The organism is Hydrocarboniphaga sp. FW305-C-57, assembly GCF_058783045.1.
Genome location: NZ_JBYSYG010000005.1, coordinates 340380 through 356731, shown reverse-complemented (window position 1 = coordinate 356731; position 16352 = coordinate 340380). Strand labels below are relative to the sequence as shown.

Genomic DNA, 16352 nt, shown 5'->3' with positions numbered 1-16352 from the left:
TTCGGTCAGTGGCTCATTCGATCACGGGCTAGCCGCCGTCAGCAGGCGCAGGTCGCGCACGAAATCGCGATAGGCCTGCGCGCGCTCCCGCTCGCCCGGAACCCGCAGCAGGTAAGATGGATGCACCGTCGCGAAGGCGCGACGCCCTTCGCCGAGCTCGTGCCACTGGCCGCGTTGCTTGAGCAGCTTGAAGCTGCTGCCGAGGATCGCGTTGGCGGCCATGCTGCCGAGGCAGACGATGGTTTTCGGCTGCAGCTTTTCGAGCTCCGCATCGAGCCAGACGCGGCAGGCCTGCTGCTCGCGTGAATCGGCGCGCTTGTGCAGGCGGAATTTTCCGCGCGGCTCGAACTTGAAGTGCTTGACCGTATTGGTCACGTAGAGCTGCTTGCGATCGAGGCCGATCTCTTCGAGCGCCTGGTCGAGCATGCGTCCGGCCGGACCGACGAAGGGCTTGCCGGCGAGGTCTTCCTGATCGCCGGGCTGTTCGCCGATCAGCATGATCCGCGCATCGCCCGGGCCTTCGCCGAACACGGTTTGCGTCGCCGGCTTCCACAGATCGCAGCGCCGGCAATCGTGTGCCTGCTTGCGCAGCTCGCGCAGGCTGCCGTGTGGCGGCGCTTCGCCCTGCGTGTCGACACGATGCGTCACGCGCTTGCGCGGTGTGGTCGGCGCGGCGGCGACCATCGCCTGCATGCGCGGCCGCGCCTCGCGAATGAGCTCGGGAATCAACACCGCCTCGGGCAGGTTCTTCCAGTACTTCATCGGCATTTCGCTCTTCATCGCCGTCACCTTGAGCCGGGAGGGATTGAAGATACTGCGGTAATACTGACGCCAGAGTTGCTCGAGAGCGTCACCATCGGGCGCATCGGAACGCGAGGCGCCGCGATCGAAGCGCAGCGTCTCGCCGTCCCAGTGCGCCGATCGGTCGGGCGTCAGGATCGACCAGTGCATGCCCGCGAATCGGCGCATGAAGAATGGCGCGACGAGCTTGACGATGTCGTGCTCGGGCTCGAACCAGGCGACGAAGACCGGCTCCTCGTTTTCGCGCTCGACCTCGCGAAAGCGCACGAAGGCCTTCATCTTGTGCAGGTCGCGACCGACCGATTTGGCCCAGGCGCGGGCGCGCACGACATCGTCGTCGGTGATGATGTCGAGCAATCGTGGCTCGCCATGGGCAAGCCGCCAGAGCAGCCGATAGAGCAGGGCGTGGCGCTGCGGATCGCGATGCGCGAGCACGTTGTAGGCGAGCGACAGGAAATCCCTCGGTACGTTGACGGTCGGCGCCTCGGCCGACGCTTGCGGCGCGCTGGGCTCGCCGAACAGGTCGTCATCGTCGCCGACCTGCCAGCTCACGCGCTCGGGCTCGACGCGCGCTTTCAGCAGCTCGCGCGCCTGCGTTCGCCATTGCACGAAGTCGGCGCCGTCGCTCATGCGCGCGACGACGAGCGTCTGCGACGCGGACATGCTCAGGCGAACAGATCGGCCTGCCGTGGCCGCGTCGCCGTGAGCGTGTTGCGCAGCTGCAGGCTGTCGACGTCGGATTCCGCTCGCGGCCGATGATCGATCGTGATCACGAACGGGGCGACCTTGCGCGAAGATACCCGCAGGCGCGTGAGGTCTTCGAAGCGCAGCCGCTTGTGCTTGCGCAGATCGACGAGCTTGTCGACCGTCTTCACGCCGAGCCCCGGCACGCGCAGCAGCTTTTCGCGCGGCGCCGTGTTGAGATCGACCGGAAACTGATCGCGGTTGCGCAGCGCCCAGGCCGTTTTCGGATCGACTTCGAGATCGAGATTGGCCTGCACGTTCTGCGGTGCGATGTCGTCGATCGAAAAGCCATAGAAGCGCAGCAGCCAGTCGGCCTGGTACAGGCGATGCTCGCGCACGAGCGGCGGTGCGACCAGCGGCAGCGCTTTCGACGCGTCGGGAATCGGACTGAAGGCGCTGTAGTAGACGCGGCGCAAGCGATAGTTGCTGTAGAGATTGACGCTGGTTTCGAGCACGTCGCGATCGCTCGCGGTGTCGGCGCCGACGATCATCTGCGTGCTTTGGCCCGCGGGCGCGAAACGCGGCGCCTTGGTGGTCTTGCGGCTCTCTTCCTTGTTCTCGTCGATCGCCAGGCGCAGCGAGCCCATCGCGGCGCGGATGTCGCGCAGGTTCTTCTCGGGCGCCAGACGCTGCAGCCCGGTCTCTGTCGGCAGCTCGACGTTGATCGACAGGCGATCGGCCCAGCGTCCGGCTTCGGCGATCAGCTCGGGCGCGGCGTCCGGAATGGTCTTCAAGTGGATGTAGCCGCGGAACGCGTGCTGCGTGCGCAGCGTCTTGGCGACGAGCGCGAGCTGCTCCATCGTGTAGTCCGAATTGCGGATGATGCCGGACGACAGGAACAGGCCTTCGATGTAGTTGCGCTTGTAGAAGTTGAGCGTCAGCTCGACGACTTCGCGCACCGAGAAGCGGGCGCGTACCACGTTGCTGCTGCGCCGGTTCACGCAGTACACGCAGTCGTAAAGACAGAAATTCGTCAGCAGGATCTTGAGCAACGAAATGCAGCGTCCGTCGGGCGCATAGGCGTGGCAGATGCCCATGCCTTCGTTACTGCCGATGCCGCCGGTGCCCAGCGAATCGCGCCGGGTTCCGCCGCTCGACGAGCACGAGGCGTCGTACTTGGCGGCGTCGGCCAGGATGGCGAGCTTTTCTCTGATCTCCATGCGCTTAGTGTGCGGCTGGTCGGGTCCGGAACGATGTCGGTTGGAAGGCCTGGACGGTGCCCGTCCAGCGCTTGTAGAGCTTGGGCGGCTGCCGGTTCAGCCTCATGCGCCGGGCCCTGCGCAAACTGGATCGCATGCAGCGCTATCGCAACCTGAGCGGGGAATCCGGCGTCGTCGCCTACGAGGCCGGGGACGATTTTATTCGCGTTCGCTTCGCGGGCGGCGATATTTATCGCTACGACCAGACGCGGCCCGGCGCGCGCCAGGTGGCGCAAATGAAGCGACTCGCGCAGTCGGGCCGCGGCTTGAGCACCTACATCTCGCAGCACGTGCGCACGGCCTACGCGAGCAAGGAATGATCAGAACTTGAGCGCGGCCCGGAAGTAGACGTTGGCATCGGCATCGTCGAGCGTCTGCCGGTCGATGGCCCGGTCATGGAAGGATTCGGCGTAGGCCACGCTCGCTTCGAGCCAGCCTGAGTACGAAAACGCGAGCTCGACGCCCGCATCGGCGATCGCCGGTGTTCCGCCCGGCTGGCCGGCCTGCGGGTTTTCGAAGCGTGCGTAGCCGTATTCGACGAAGGCGCGCGGTACCAATGCATGGCGCTCGCCCCTGCCGAACAGCCGGTAGTCGAGCTGCAGGCGCGCGAGCCCGCCCGAGTCGCCGACCGCGACGCCCGGTAGGTAGGAGGCGACGTTGCCGAGGCCCCCGAGCACCCACTGGCTTTGCTCGGGCACGCTGTCGCCCGTGAGCTGGGCGTAGATCTCGAGCCGCGTGCTGAAATCGCCGTGGCTGAGCTTGGCGCTGAGCTGCGGCCGCCAGAGCAGGTAGCCGAGGTCGGCCAGCGAAGTGGCTTCGTCGGTTTCGTCGCTGCCGAGGCCTTTGCGCAGCGAAACGCCGCCGTCGAGGTCGAGCCGGCGTTCTCCGATGTCGATCGTGCGCCCATACGCGGTGCCGGCCTCGATCGAGCCGTATTCCTGATGCTGGATGCGCGTGTCGGCATCGCGCAGTTCCAGCTCCTTGAGCGTGTAGTCGAGCTTGGCGTTGACACTCCAGCGGCTGTGGAAATCCGCCGCGAGCGGATAGGCCCAGGCCGCCTCGAGCTGCTGGATGTCGCCCTTGATGGGCTGCTCGACGGTGTCCGGCGGCAGGAACGGCAGCAGATTGCGCAGCAGCCGGGACAGCGGCCTGTCGGATTCGGTTTGCAGGTCGATGCGGTAATCGACCTTGCGTCCCGACAGCCCGAAGATGCCGTAGCGCGTGACCCGGCTCCAGCTCAGCATTTCGTCGTTGTAGCGGTCGGCGGCCTGGTCGTCGTTGAGGCCCTTGAGGCCGGTGCGCCAGGTGGCGTTGAACTCATCGCCGCTGGCGAGGCCGTGGCGGAGGTCGAGATCGAGAAAATGGCGGCCGACGAAGCGATTGCCTGGGTTGCCGACCTCGACTTTGAAGCGCGTCGGATCGGGCGCATCGGGCAGCGGTTCGAGCGTCATCGTGTAGGTCTCGCCGGAGGCGTCCGGGCGCAACACCGGTTCGACCTGCAGACCCGCGCGATCGGCATGCGCGGTCGCGAGCACGCGGCGCTGCTCGAAGGCCGAGTCGGTCAGCGGAGCCAGGCCGACCAGATCGTCGAAATAGGGCTTGAGCGGCTGCGGGCCTTCGACGTGCCCGAGCTTGCCGAGCGAGGCGACGACGTAGAGATCGGAGCCCGCGAGGCCGTAGCGCAGCTGCGCGGCCGGGTAGCCGGCTTCGTAATAGCGCGCGGCGAGATTGCGCACCACGTCGGACAGTGTCACCGCCTCCTGCGCCGCGCTCGCGAGCGCGTGGCGATCGAGCACCGCGGCGCCGAGTAGATGCACGCGGTAGGACTGGAAGTCGAACGCAGCGGATTCGGCGCCTTGCCGCTGCAGCTGCGCGACCTCGGCCTGCTGCGGCGGAATCACCGGCGGAAGCGTGACGGCCATGTCTCCCCTTGCTGGCGTCTTGATGAATTGAAGGCGCACAGCCTGGGGGCGGCCGGATGATCGCCCGGTGAATACAGCAACACGCGTACCCGTCGGCGCTGCAGTCGGGCGACAATGGCCGCCTCGGCACCCATTCCAGCGATTCCACCATGCCCTCATTCGATATCGTTTCCGAAGTCGACAAGCACGAGCTCACCAACGCCATCGACCAGGCCAAGCGCGATCTCGACAATCGCTATGACCTGCGCGGCACCGATGCGCGCTTCGAGCACGAAGAGAACGTCGTGACGCAGTTCGCGCCGAGCGAATTCCAGCTCGACCAGATGCTCGAAATCCTGCACAAGCGGCTCGCCGGCCGGCACATCGACCTGCGCGCGATCGAGCTCGGCGATGTCGAAACCAACCTCGCCGGCGCGCGCCGCAAGATCACCATCAAGCAGGGCATCGAGCAGGTGCAGGCGAAGAAGATCATCGCCAAGATCAAGGAGGCCAAGCTCAAGGTCGACACCCAGATCGCCGGTGAGAAAGTGCGCGTGATCGGCAAGAAGCGCGACGACCTGCAGACCGCGATCGCACTGCTGCGCAAGGCCGATCTCGAACTGCCGCTGCAGTTCGAGAATTTCAGGGATTGAGCAGCTGCGGAGGCTCTGAGAGCAGGGTCCGTAGCTTCTCGATTAGCCAAGCGTAGCCGATGTGTTCCTGTTCCAGCCGCAGGCTCGGGCTCAGCCGCTGGTCGCGCAGGTCGTCGTAGAGCGCGCTTTCTTCAGGTGATAGCCGTAGCAGATCGCGCTGCAGCGGCGTGGCTTCGCTGCCCCATAGGCTGCGATGCGCCATCAGGGTGTCGCGATCCATCAGGAACGATTGCGTATGCGGCAGTCGCGATCGCAGCTGGTCGAGGATGGCGAAGCCGTGCGTGTCGATGTCGCCCCAGTAGTGCAATGCGCAGTGCTTCAGCCAATCGGCTTCGCCGAGCATGTCGAAGCCGTAGCCCTCGCCCCAGATCACCAGGCTTGCCGGCACGGCCGGAAAGGCCAGGAAGTTGGTCTTGTTCTCGGTGATGAAGGCCCGTGTGACGGGCAGTTGCAGTTGCGCAAAAGCGTCCTTGCGCAGACTGATGTCCTGATCGCATCCGCCCGGCGTCAGGGCCAGTGCCGGGTCTAGAATGCGGAAGCGCAGGCGTGGCGGTTCGTCACGGAATCCGTAGCGACGGTTGAAGTTCGCGATGCCGCTGGCTTGTGTGTCGATGGCATCGGCGGGCAGCGCGAGATCCAGCAGCGGAGCCAGCGTCGCGCGGTGTGCTTCGACGAGCTTGCTATGGACGCCGGGCACGTCTATCTGGCGCAGGTAGATGCCGGGGCGCGGATGTGCCTGCATCCAGCCGATGATGTCCAACAGCTGCGGCCATACGTCGGCGAGTTGAAGTACGGAGAGCGGATGCGCCGCCAGCCAGGGCATGACGGCGGGCTGCTGCCCGGCTGTCAGCGCTGATAGCTTCCGAAACCGGTCGACCGCTTCATGCTTGCCGATCAGCGACAGCGCGTCGTCCAGGCAATCCAGCCATACGGTATCGGGCAGTCGGTTGCTGCCGATGACGCGATGGCGCAACTCGCGCCATTCGATGCGCAGCTGTGGCATGGTGCGCAGTTGTGCGATCCAGGACTGTACCTCTGCGAAGCGGTTGGAAAGCTCCGACGACGTCGGGTCTTTCAGCTGCAGACGCAGCGGAAACAGGCTGGAGGGATCGGCCAGCAGCAGGCCGCGATCCCAGAGCTTCTGCACCTGCGCGCGTAGGTCGGCGGGTGTGGTCCAGCTCATGCCGTATGCAGCGCTTTCTCTGCGCGATATTCCTCGATTGACAGGTTGCGCAGCTTTGACGCCCGACCGTCTTCGTTATGCACGAAGCCGACACTCGATACGAAGGGCTCGATGATATGAATCTTCTGCAGCGGCGTGACGATCAGCAGTTGCAGGTTGAGCTGCTGGAACAGGCGCAGGCCGTATTGTGCGGATTCATCAGAGCCGCGGCCGAAGGCCTCGTCGATCACCACGAAGCGGAAGGAGCGCGAGCGCGCCGCGCCCCACTCCAGGCCGAACTGGTAGGCCAGGCTGGCGGCGAGAATGGTATAGGCCAGCTTTTCCTTCTGGCCGCCGGATTTTCCGCCGGAATCAGAATAGTGCTCGTGTTCGGCATGATCCTCGCGCCAGCGCTCGGATGCGGCGAAGACGAACCAGTGGCGCACATCGGTGACCTTGTCGCGCCAGCGGCGATCGCTCTCGGTTTGCCCGTCGCGTCCGCGAAAGCGCTCGATGATGAGTTTGACTTGCAGAAACTTGGCTTCGGAATATTGGGCATCATCGGAGCCCGTGAGGCTGCCCTCCGTGCAAGCGCGCAACTCGGTCTGGAAGTCGCGTATTTCCATATCCTGCGAGGGGTGGGCCTCCAGCACGATGTAGCGGCCAGGGTTGTAGTCGATCTGCGTCAGCGATTCGTTGATGCGCGCGATGCGCTCCTTGATGTCTTCGCGCTCGCGGTACAGTTGCGACTGGAAGTTGGCCACTTCGCGAATGGTGTTTTCGTTGAGCAGCTCCTTGAAGCGCTTCTCGAAACTCGGCAGGTCGTCCGCTTCCAGGCGCGACAGCATCGCCTGATACTCCGGTGCTGCTTCGATGGCGACGTCGACTTCCTGTGCATCGAGCGGGAAGGCCGTGCAATAGTCCTTCATCGCCTTGATGATCTTTTCGCGCAGCCGCTCGATGGCCTTGTTTTCACTGTCGATCCGCGCCTGCAGCCATTCGCGGAAGTCGCGCTCGCGGTTGTCGCAGGCTTCCACGGTCAAGGTATGTTCGCCCAGGGCCTCCGGCCGCAGCCTGTCGAGTTCGGCGAAGTGGCTGGCGAGCGCCGACTGTCCGGACTCCGCGAGTAGCTGTGATGCCTGTGCATGCAGCCTTTCGGCGTCTTCCTTCTTCTGGCCGGTGGTCGATCGGAGATGGCGCTTGCCTTGCAGTGCGGCTTCGGCATCCTGGATGGTGTGATCCACGAGCACGTTGAGCTGGTCCGTGAGCGTTTTCAGCACATCAGAAGCAGCTTCCAGCTGGCGTTTCTCGTCGAGCAGCCGCCCGATGGCGGCAGCCGTGGATTGCCAGTCCAGTTCACTGAAGTCGCGGTACTCGCGTAACGCTACCAGCGCTTCAGATCGTGGCTTGAGCTCGTCCTGTTCCTTTTTCAATCGGGCAATGCGATTGCCGATATCCACCATCTGCCTTTCCAGGATGGCGATCTTGGCTTGCAATGCCGCGATTTTAGCTGCGTTGGTCCAGCCCAACACATAGCGGCTGCGATCATCCAGCCGGTGACGGTCATCCTTCTCGTGCCGTTCGCCACCCGACTTGATCTGGCCCGCCATGGTGATGGCATGCGCTTCGCGGCGGAACTGCTCCTGTGTCGCACAACAGGCCACGTTGAAGCGGTGCGTGATTTCATTTTCCAGCCAGGCGTAGAACGGCGAATCAGGCTTGATCGCGAGCTTGCGCACCAGCGAGTCCCTATGCAGCACCGGTGTCGTGCCGCGCTTCTGGCCTTCGCGAACCCTGTAGTAGACCAGACGCGCTCTCAGGTGAGTGCGATCCACCCACTCGGCTACGTCCTTGTAATGTGCATCGGGAACCAGCAGTGCCAGGCCAAAGCCATGCAGCAGGCGTTCGGCCGCGCCTTCCCAGTCACGCTCGTCTTCGCGCACCTGGATCAGTTCACCGGCGAACGGCATTTCTTCGTCGTCGATGCCCAGAGCAGAACAGAGTGCTGAGCGCATGCCGATCTGCTCCGCCGGGATGTTGCTGCGGCGGGCTTTCAGGCTTTTGATTTCATCCATCTGCTCGCGGTGCTGATTGCGTCCTTGCAGGAAGGCGACGTTCGCTTCGGTCAGCTCGTTCTGAAGCGGCGCTTCTCGCGCGATGACCCCAGCGGCGATGTCCTCCAGCTCCTGCTTCTGGCGATGAAATACGGTCTCGTCGACTGCCGGCTTCAGCATCAACGCATCCAGCAATTCGGCGTAGCGTTCCGCCTTGAGTTCGCGTTTTTTCTTGTCCGCAGTTTTCGACCCGATCTCGATCGCCAGTTGCTCGATGCGATCGCCGCCATTATCGCGGATGGCGATTCTGAGGCGCTGCTCTTCGGCGCGATGGGCCGCCAGTGCGTCGCAAAGCCGTGAGACTTCCGCGTCGTAGCCAAGGCATTCCTTGGCGAGCAGTTCGATGCGCCGGTCCAACAGCCCCAGTTTCAGGCCGGCGAAATAGGGCTTGAGCGCATCGCGGCAGGCGCGCAGGCGCTCCAGCGCGGCCACAAGTTCACCATGCCGTCCGACATCGGCTACCAATGGGCGCAGCGCATCCACCTGCCGTTTGGCTTTGAGCACGGCTTCGTGGGCGCGGTTGAGGTCGTCGAAGTGGTCGATGAGCGCTTGCAGGCGCAGCGCCACGTCGAAGGGTTCCAGCATGTGGCTGCGCACGAAGTCAGTGAGATTGCCGACGGACTTCATCGAGACGGTCTGGTGAAACAACTCCAGAGCCTGCTCGTTGTCGATGCCGAAGCGACGGCGGAACCAGGCGCCGTAGGGCGGGAAGGAGTCGAACAGTTCGGCACCGCTTTTCCGCAAGCGCTTGCGCAACGCGTTGATGTCCGTGAACTGGGCGAAGTCCGCGGCGATCGCCAGCGGCTTTTCTGCCACCACGTAGAAGCGCTCCGGCTGGCTCTGCATCGGCTTCATCCAGAACACCTGCGCCAAGCTCACCGTCTGGCCGTAGCCGGCGTTGTGGAACACGCCGAGGATCACCGAGTAACTGCCGGTGTCGCGCAACGCCACCGGCTTGGCGTTGCCGCTGGTTTCACTGCGTTCGGACTTGTAGTGGCCGAGCACGTAGGAGCGCAGGCTGCGCTCCTTGCTGTCGGCACCTGCTGCTTTGTTATAAGCGATGCGTTGGGCTGGCACCAGCAAGGTGGTGACGGCGTCAACCAACGTGGATTTGCCGGAACCGATGTCGCCGGTCAGCAGTGCGTTGCGGCCGGCGGTCTCCAGGCTCCAGACGCGGCCGTCGAAGGTGCCCCAGTTGAACACCTCCAGGCGTTCGAGGCGGAAGCCGGAGAGGGCTTCCTCGGATACGGCATCGGGCGTTAACGCGCTGTCTTCACTCATCGTTCTTGCCAGCGAGCTGCGCCTGGTAGACGGCCAGGCGCTGGTCGAGTTCGGAGAGCCATTGCGCATCGACGAAGGCTTTCAGGATGCGCCGCACTTCCACCATCGGAGGCTGTCCGGCCTGCGGCTTGAGCCGTCTCAGAAAACCAAGATCGATAATCTTGTCGATGTGAGTCTCTATCTGGTCAACCAGCTTGGCTTCGTTGCTGCTCTGCGCAACGAAAACCCGCATCAGCTCAGCGATGTCATCATGGGATAGCACCAGGCGCGTATCACCGGCACCGGCATCGAACTCCGCGAGCTTCTTGCGCAGCAGCGCCAGTAGCAGGCTCACGGGGAATGACAGTTGCCGTCTCGCGATCAGGCGCGGCAGGCGTGACTCGTCGTCTTCCTCGCCAAGGACGCGCGAACGCAGGAAGGCGTAGCCTTCGGCCTCATCCAGCACCAGCTCCAGCCCCAGCACTGCGACATAGTCGCGCACACGGGTTTGCAAGCTGAGCAAGGCACTCCACCGTGTGGTGTCGGCTTCTTGGTAGAGCACGCCCTTGAGCAGTGGCACGACGATGCCGGAAAGCGCGGGTTCGGGCTTGGCGGTCTGCACGTCGCTCATACTCATCTCACGAAGATCACGCGCGGCAGCCGTGCGCGCTTCTGAACGGTTTCGCCGCTTTGCTTGCGGCTTTGCCAGGCCACAATTTCGTCGACGCTCTCGTCCACGGTGGTCTTGAATCTGTCGCCCGCCAGATGCAGGTAGGCAACCAGTTCGGCAAGGCCCTGCTGCAGTGGCTGCGCCTCGCAGAGCTCGCGCAGGGTGATTTGCGATTGCGCCTGTAGTGACTGGTGAATGTTCTGCGCCAGCCTGGCCTTGTCGATCACCACCTGCGAGAACAGCGCAGCGGTGTCCAGCGTCTCGTCGCCGGCTTCCAGTTGAATACTGGCGATGCGCGCCTTGATGGCAGGCGCGTACAGCGGGCGCTCCATCGGCAGTTCGATGTCGGCTGCGGTATCGGCGATAGACATGCAATCGCCTGCGGGTGGCTGATCGCGCAGCGCCAGCGCCTTGGCCTCGATACCGCGCAGGATGTCCATGATTCGCCGGTTTTCCAACCAGGCTTGGTCGTCGAGAAAGCGGCGCAGCTGCTGCGACAGATGCGCTACCGTGCGCTGTGTCTGCTCGCCTGCTTCGAGCCAGTCGTAGTGCACGCGGCGGGTTCGGTTGTCAGGATTGAGCGCAACCACCGGTGGTAGCCCGAGTACGCGTTCCAGCAACTGCGTGAATTCTTCCTGCCGTCGCGTCGACATCAGAAAATCCCAGAACGCGCGGAAGCTGCGGCCCTGGTCGGAGTCGGCGATCGCATCGCGCTCTCCCATGATCTCCTGCAGCAACGAGCCCTTGCTGCCACTCCACAATGCCACCTGCTCGCGCACGCGCCGGTCGAGGCCCCGGAAGTTGTGTTCAACCTCGCGGAAATCGCTGAGCAGTTCGCGCGCCAGACTGCTGAATTGCTGGAAACGGTCCTTGATCGCGGTGTCGTCGAGCAGGGCGATGTCGCCGGCGGTGACGCGCGCTATTTCGGCGTCGATGGCGTCGCGCCGCCGCTGAAGCTCAGCGATGCGAGCGGCTGGGTCGGCCTCACTGCCGGCACTGATCTGCTTGAGCAACTCGAACAACGTCAGCAAGCGCGATTCGGTGCCGACGAAGGAGCGCTCGGTCAGCGTTGTCAGCCAGGACAGCGCTTTTTCCGTGGACGGTGTCAGGTCGAACTGAGGCTCGTCCGAATCACTGCGATAAAACTTGCGTAGCCAACCCTTGTCATTGCCGGCCCAGTCGTTGAGATAGTCCAGGGCGGATTTTGGGAAACTGTCCGGCCCCAGGCGCTCGCGCAGGCCGAACAGTTCGTCTTCGAGCGCCTCGGCCAGATCCGCCTGGGGCAGGGTGCGGACGTTGGGGGCGATGAAGGTTTTGTACAGAAAGCTCGCGATGAGCGGTGCGTGCTGAGACACGAGCAAGCGCCACGCTGGATGTCCTTGACGGAGCTGGTCCAGGGTGGCGTAGTCCAGACTCACGCCAGCGTCACTCCCGCCTTCTTCGCGCCGCGCCGCAGGTCGTCGTCCAGCGTCGCCAACGGCAGTTTGCGGCGCAGGGCGAGTTCAAGGTAAGCGGCGTCGTAGACGGTGAGCTTGTGCTGGCGGGCGATGGCCAGGGTGGCGCGTAGGGCGGGTTCCAGCGTGGCGGGCTCTAGTTCCAGTGGACGATCGCGCAGGCTCTCGAGAATGTCGTCGGCGACCCCTGGCTTGATGCGATTGCGGCGCTCGCATACCAGCAAGCTGTTGCCGACTTCGCTGGCCCAGTGTGCGGGAGCAACCCAAACGGTATCGCGCATCTGCGAGAGAATCTGGCCGGGGCAGTTTTCATCCGGCAGTACCGAGGCCAGGAAGGCGCTGCAGTCGATCACCAGCGCATCGGTCACCGCCTGCCCTCGTTCTTCCAGGCGATGATTTCTTCCTTGGTAACGCTGACGCCGCTTTGGCGCAGCCTTTCCTTCAGCGCCATCAGCTCATCCCAGGCCTTGCGGCGCTGTTCCAGGTCGGGTTGGTTGGCGGGGATCAGCTCGGCTACCGGCTTGCCGTGCTTGGTGATGGTGATGCGCTCTCCGCGGGCTACGCGCTCCAGCAGTTTGGGCAGGTGGGTTTTGGCCTCGTAGGCGCCGACTTCCATAACGAATTCCCGGAGCTAGTCTGAATTTAGACCAGTTTACCGCTGTCAATGCGCGGGGCAAGGCGTCAGGCGGATTCATTTCGCTCCCAAAGGTGAACTGGGTCACGGTATTGGCCTGTCCAAATAACGCCTGACCAGGGCAGGGGATAGCGCGTGCACGCGCCGCCTGTTGTCTATCGCACCGTTGCTGACGATAAGCGCTTCCATTGCTGCATAAAGTGCGCCGGCCCGTGTCTGCGGTGCCTGCTCTGCGGGAACGCTGAATTGCTGGCCGGGGTCGGCGATCAACAGCCGGGCTGGGAATTCCACGGTCTCGTAGGCGACTTCATCGGATTGGAAATCGTTCCAGTGCGCGAGCAGCGAGGGATCGGCCTGCGATTCGTCGAAAGCCTGCTCCGCCGCTTGCGGATGTAGCCAGCACAGACGCATCCAGGCCAGGCGTGCTTCACCGCTGCGGCCGCAGTCGGCGCAGGCGAGGGCCATGCGCGTGAGCAGTTGCGCGTCGTCGCGCCAGCCTGGTTCCATCGCGATCGCGTCGACTGCGCGTTCGGCTTCGCCGGCCTGCAGCCAGGCGTGGCTCGCGTGGTGCTGCGGGCGTTGCGGATCGAAGCGCAATCCGGCCTGGCGTTCGGCCAGCGCGCTCCAGAGTCCGCGCAGATAGGCCGCCGCGTTGTCGCCGAGTCTGTGATGTGCGAGCGCTGAAAGCTGCTTTTCGATGCGCTCGGCGTCGTTGTCGGCCGCCAGCGTCGTCGCGGCTTCGATGAGCTGCGCGAATTCGCCGTACGCTTGTCGGTCGTCGACACGTGCGAGCAATTCACTCGCGGTATCGAAGCGCCGGTCGAGCAGGGCATCGCGCAGCTGCGTTTCGGCGTAGAGCCCCTGGTTGTCGCGCAGCAGATCGAATTGCGATCGCGGCGACTTGCTCATGACGACGCGGCAGCGCGCCGGCAACGGCAGGAACATCGCGCCGCTCGCGGTTCGCAGGCCTTGCTGCGAGGCATAGGCGTGCGCCGCGTCGAGTGTGTCGGCGACGGCCTCGGATGCGGCGAGCAAAGTGCCGCCGGTATCGATGAGGTTCAAGCGCAGCAGCAGCTCGAAGAAATCGAGTCCGCCGCGTTCGAGCAGCAGCCTGTCGACCGTCGCCGCGACTTCGGTGTCGGCGGTCGACAGGCTCATGCGGGCCTCATTCGGGCCGATAGACTTCCGCACCGAGCTTGATGAATTCCTGCGACTTCTCGGCCATGCCCTTTTCGAGCGCTTCGGCCTCGCTCGCGCCGACCTTGGCCGCGTAATCGCGCACGTCCTGCGTGATCTTCATCGAGCAGAAGTGCGGGCCGCACATGGAGCAGAAGTGCGCGAGCTTGGCGCCTTCCTGCGGCAGGGTTTCGTCGTGGAATTCCTGCGCCTTTTCGGGATCGAGACCGAGGTTGAACTGGTCTTCCCAGCGGAACTCGAAGCGCGCCTTGCTCAGCGCGTTGTCGCGCACCTGCGTGCCCGGAAAGCCCTTGGCCAGATCGGCCGCGTGCGCCGCGAGCTTGTAGGTGATGATGCCTTCGCGCACGTCGTCCTTGTCGGGCAGGCCGAGGTGCTCCTTCGGCGTGACGTAGCAGAGCATCGCGCAACCGTACCAGCCGATGTTCGCGGCGCCGATGCCGCTCGTGATGTGGTCGTAGCCCGGCGCGATGTCGGTGGTCAGCGGGCCGAGCGTGTAGAAGGGCGCTTCATAGCAATGCTTGAGCTGCTCCTCCATGTTCTCCTTGATCAGGTGCATCGGCACGTGACCGGGGCCTTCGATCATCACCTGCACGTCGTGCTTCCAGGCGATGTTCGTGAGTTCGCCGAGCGTGTGCAGCTCGCCGAACTGCGCCTCGTCGTTGGCATCGGCGATCGAGCCCGGACGCAGGCCGTCGCCGAGCGAGAAGCTTACGTCGTAGGCCTTCATGATTTCGCAGATTTCTTCGAAATGCGTGTAGAGGAAGTTCTCCTTGTGATGCGCGAGGCACCACTTGGCGAGAATGCTTCCACCACGCGAAACGATGCCGGTCACGCGATTCGCGGTCCACGGGATGTAGCGCAGCAGCACGCCGGCGTGGATCGTGAAGTAATCGACGCCTTGTTCGGCCTGCTCGATCAGGGTGTCGCGATAGATTTCCCAGGTCAGTTCCTCGGCCTTGCCGTTGACCTTTTCGAGCGCCTGGTAGATCGGCACGGTGCCGATCGGCACCGGCGAGTTGCGCAGGATCCACTCGCGCGTTTCATGGATGTTCTTGCCGGTCGACAGGTCCATCACGGTATCGCCGCCCCAGCGCGTCGACCACACCATTTTCTCGACTTCTTCGGCGATCGACGAGGTCACCGCCGAGTTGCCAATGTTGGCGTTGATCTTCACGCGGAAGTTGCGGCCGATGATCATCGGCTCGAGTTCCGGGTGGTTGATGTTGGCCGGAATGATCGCGCGGCCGCGCGCGACTTCGCTGCGCACGAACTCGGGCGTGATCTGCTTCTGCAGCTGCGCGCCGAACGAATTGCCCGCGTGCATGCGGCGCAGGTAGCCGGCCTGCTCATACGTCTCGCGCAGCTCTTCGAGCCGCGCGTTCTCGCGAATCGCGATGTATTCCATCTCGGGCGTGATGATGCCGCGGCGCGCGTAGTGCATCTGCGAAACATTGGCGCCGGCCTTGGCTTTGCGCGGGGCGCGAATGTGCTCGAAGCGCAGGTTCGCGGTCTTGTCGTCTGCGGCGCGGATGCGGCCGAACAGCGAGCTCGGACCCTTGAGCTGCTCGGTGTCGCCGCGCGCCTCGATCCAGGCCTCGCGCACGCTCGGCAGGCCCTGGCGCAGGTCGATCGTGACGTTCGGGTCGGAGTAGGGACCCGAGGTGTCGTAGACCGTGATCGGCGGATTGGCGACCGGGCCGGCTTCGGTGCGCGTGTCGGTCTGGCTGATCTCGCGCATCGGCACGCGGACGCCGGCCGAGCCTTCGACGTAGATCTTGCGGCTGTTCGGAAACGGGCGACGCACGTCGGCCGACAACTCGTCGGCGAGGCGGAACAGCTCGGAAGCTTTGGGATCGAGCGGCAGGTTCATGTGCATCCTCATGCAAGGAGGGGATGCGCTGCCGACGCCACGGACGGGCGATTGCGAGAGCCATCCCTACGCCGGTTTCCCGGCCAGGTTCCTAGGGTGTGATCTCAGCCAGCACCGCTGTTGATTCAGCGGCACGGGCACCCCCGGCTAGGCGGCCACCTTACGCGATCGATGGGCGTGCGGGCAATGCCGTCAGCCGCTCGCGTGCACGGAACGCGCATCCAGGCGGCTCGCCAGCCAGTGATCCAGGCTCACACGGCCGGGACCCGCGATCAGCAGCCACAGGAACAGCAGCACGTAGAGCACCTCGTCGAGCTCCACGAATTCGTCGAGCGTGGAGATGCCGGGCAGCACCACCACGAGCAGGGCGACGAGCATGTTGACGATCATCGGCAGCATGGTCAGGCGGGTCGCCAGGCCCAGCATCATGAGTGCGCCGCCGCCGAATTCGACGACCGCGCAGGCCAGCGCACTGAGCTCCGGAAACGGAATGCCCCATTGCGCGAAACGCCCGGCGAAGCCGTCGAGGTTGTGCAGCTTGGCCCATCCGGTTTCGAGCCAGAAGTAGCCGAAGACCAGTCGCACCGCGAGCGGGGCGAGCCAGTCGAGCGCGGCTGTGAGTTCGCGTGAGCGCTCCAGCCAGAGCGCGAGCCGGTTGGGCGACGAGATGTTTTGCATGGAGTGTCCTTGTGA

At 64.3% G+C, this 16352-nt stretch carries 14 protein-coding genes; 2 read left to right on the top strand and 12 right to left on the bottom strand.

What is annotated here, in order from left to right:
* Positions 1–21: 21 nt before the first annotated feature.
* Positions 22–1464, bottom strand: a complete 1443-nt coding sequence (locus AC3WUM_RS13020; protein WP_492410738.1) for a UdgX family uracil-DNA binding protein — start codon at positions 1462–1464, stop codon at positions 22–24.
* 2 nt (positions 1465–1466) lie between these two features.
* On the bottom strand, positions 1467–2705 hold the full coding sequence (locus AC3WUM_RS13015) for a putative DNA modification/repair radical SAM protein (protein WP_492410737.1): 1239 nt from the start codon (positions 2703–2705) through the stop codon (positions 1467–1469).
* A gap of 134 nt (positions 2706–2839) precedes the next feature.
* On the opposite strand from AC3WUM_RS13015, the gene AC3WUM_RS13010 reads away from it, so the two are divergent.
* Positions 2840–3064 (top strand): hypothetical protein, encoded by a 225-nt coding sequence (locus tag AC3WUM_RS13010; protein WP_492410797.1) that lies wholly within the window; start codon positions 2840–2842, stop codon positions 3062–3064.
* Here AC3WUM_RS13010 and AC3WUM_RS13005 read toward each other — a convergent pair whose 3' ends face one another.
* The gene (locus AC3WUM_RS13005; protein ID WP_492410736.1) at positions 3065–4666 is read right to left on the bottom strand and encodes a ShlB/FhaC/HecB family hemolysin secretion/activation protein; all 1602 of its coding nucleotides are present in this window, start codon (positions 4664–4666) and stop codon (positions 3065–3067) included. It lies immediately after the preceding gene.
* A gap of 149 nt (positions 4667–4815) precedes the next feature.
* On the opposite strand from AC3WUM_RS13005, the gene AC3WUM_RS13000 reads away from it, so the two are divergent.
* Positions 4816–5298, top strand: coding sequence for a YajQ family cyclic di-GMP-binding protein (locus AC3WUM_RS13000; RefSeq protein ID WP_492410735.1), 483 nt, complete (start codon positions 4816–4818; stop codon positions 5296–5298).
* Here the strand turns inward: AC3WUM_RS13000 and AC3WUM_RS12995 are convergent.
* The 9 genes from AC3WUM_RS12995 to AC3WUM_RS12955 all read right to left on the bottom strand — a co-directional run bounded on the left by AC3WUM_RS12995 (position 5288) and on the right by AC3WUM_RS12955 (position 16337).
* Positions 5288–6481, bottom strand: coding sequence for a Wadjet anti-phage system protein JetD domain-containing protein (locus tag AC3WUM_RS12995; RefSeq protein ID WP_492410734.1), 1194 nt, complete (start codon positions 6479–6481; stop codon positions 5288–5290). The genes AC3WUM_RS13000 and AC3WUM_RS12995 overlap by 11 nt on opposite strands.
* A complete protein-coding gene (locus AC3WUM_RS12990) occupies positions 6478–9855 on the bottom strand; it encodes an ATP-binding protein (protein ID WP_492410733.1) in 3378 nt (1125 codons plus the stop codon). The genes AC3WUM_RS12995 and AC3WUM_RS12990 overlap by 4 nt, the downstream gene beginning before the upstream one ends.
* Positions 9848–10465 carry a DUF4194 domain-containing protein gene (locus AC3WUM_RS12985; RefSeq protein ID WP_492410732.1) on the bottom strand — a complete coding sequence of 206 codons (618 nt, stop codon included), beginning with the start codon at positions 10463–10465 and terminating at the stop codon, positions 9848–9850. Before AC3WUM_RS12985 ends, AC3WUM_RS12990 begins: the two co-directional genes overlap by 8 nt.
* A gap of 2 nt (positions 10466–10467) precedes the next feature.
* Complete coding sequence (locus tag AC3WUM_RS12980; RefSeq protein ID WP_492410731.1) at positions 10468–11922, bottom strand: DUF3375 domain-containing protein; 1455 nt, start codon at positions 11920–11922, stop codon at positions 10468–10470.
* A complete protein-coding gene (locus AC3WUM_RS12975; protein ID WP_492410730.1) occupies positions 11919–12326 on the bottom strand; it encodes a type II toxin-antitoxin system VapC family toxin in 408 nt (135 codons plus the stop codon). Before AC3WUM_RS12975 ends, AC3WUM_RS12980 begins: the two co-directional genes overlap by 4 nt.
* Positions 12323–12574, bottom strand: coding sequence for a type II toxin-antitoxin system Phd/YefM family antitoxin (locus tag AC3WUM_RS12970; protein WP_492410729.1), 252 nt, complete (start codon positions 12572–12574; stop codon positions 12323–12325). The genes AC3WUM_RS12975 and AC3WUM_RS12970 overlap by 4 nt, the downstream gene beginning before the upstream one ends.
* Positions 12575–12676: 102 nt before the next feature.
* Entirely contained in the window at positions 12677–13750 is a 1074-nt protein-coding gene (locus AC3WUM_RS12965; protein ID WP_492410728.1) for a hypothetical protein, read from the bottom strand.
* Positions 13751–13757: 7 nt separating this feature from the next.
* Positions 13758–15659 carry a phosphomethylpyrimidine synthase ThiC gene (thiC, locus tag AC3WUM_RS12960; protein ID WP_492410727.1) on the bottom strand — a complete coding sequence of 634 codons (1902 nt, stop codon included), beginning with the start codon at positions 15657–15659 and terminating at the stop codon, positions 13758–13760.
* Positions 15660–15851: 192 nt separating this feature from the next.
* On the bottom strand, positions 15852–16337 hold the full coding sequence (locus tag AC3WUM_RS12955) for a DoxX family protein (RefSeq protein WP_492410726.1): 486 nt from the start codon (positions 16335–16337) through the stop codon (positions 15852–15854).
* Positions 16338–16352 lie beyond the last annotated feature (15 nt).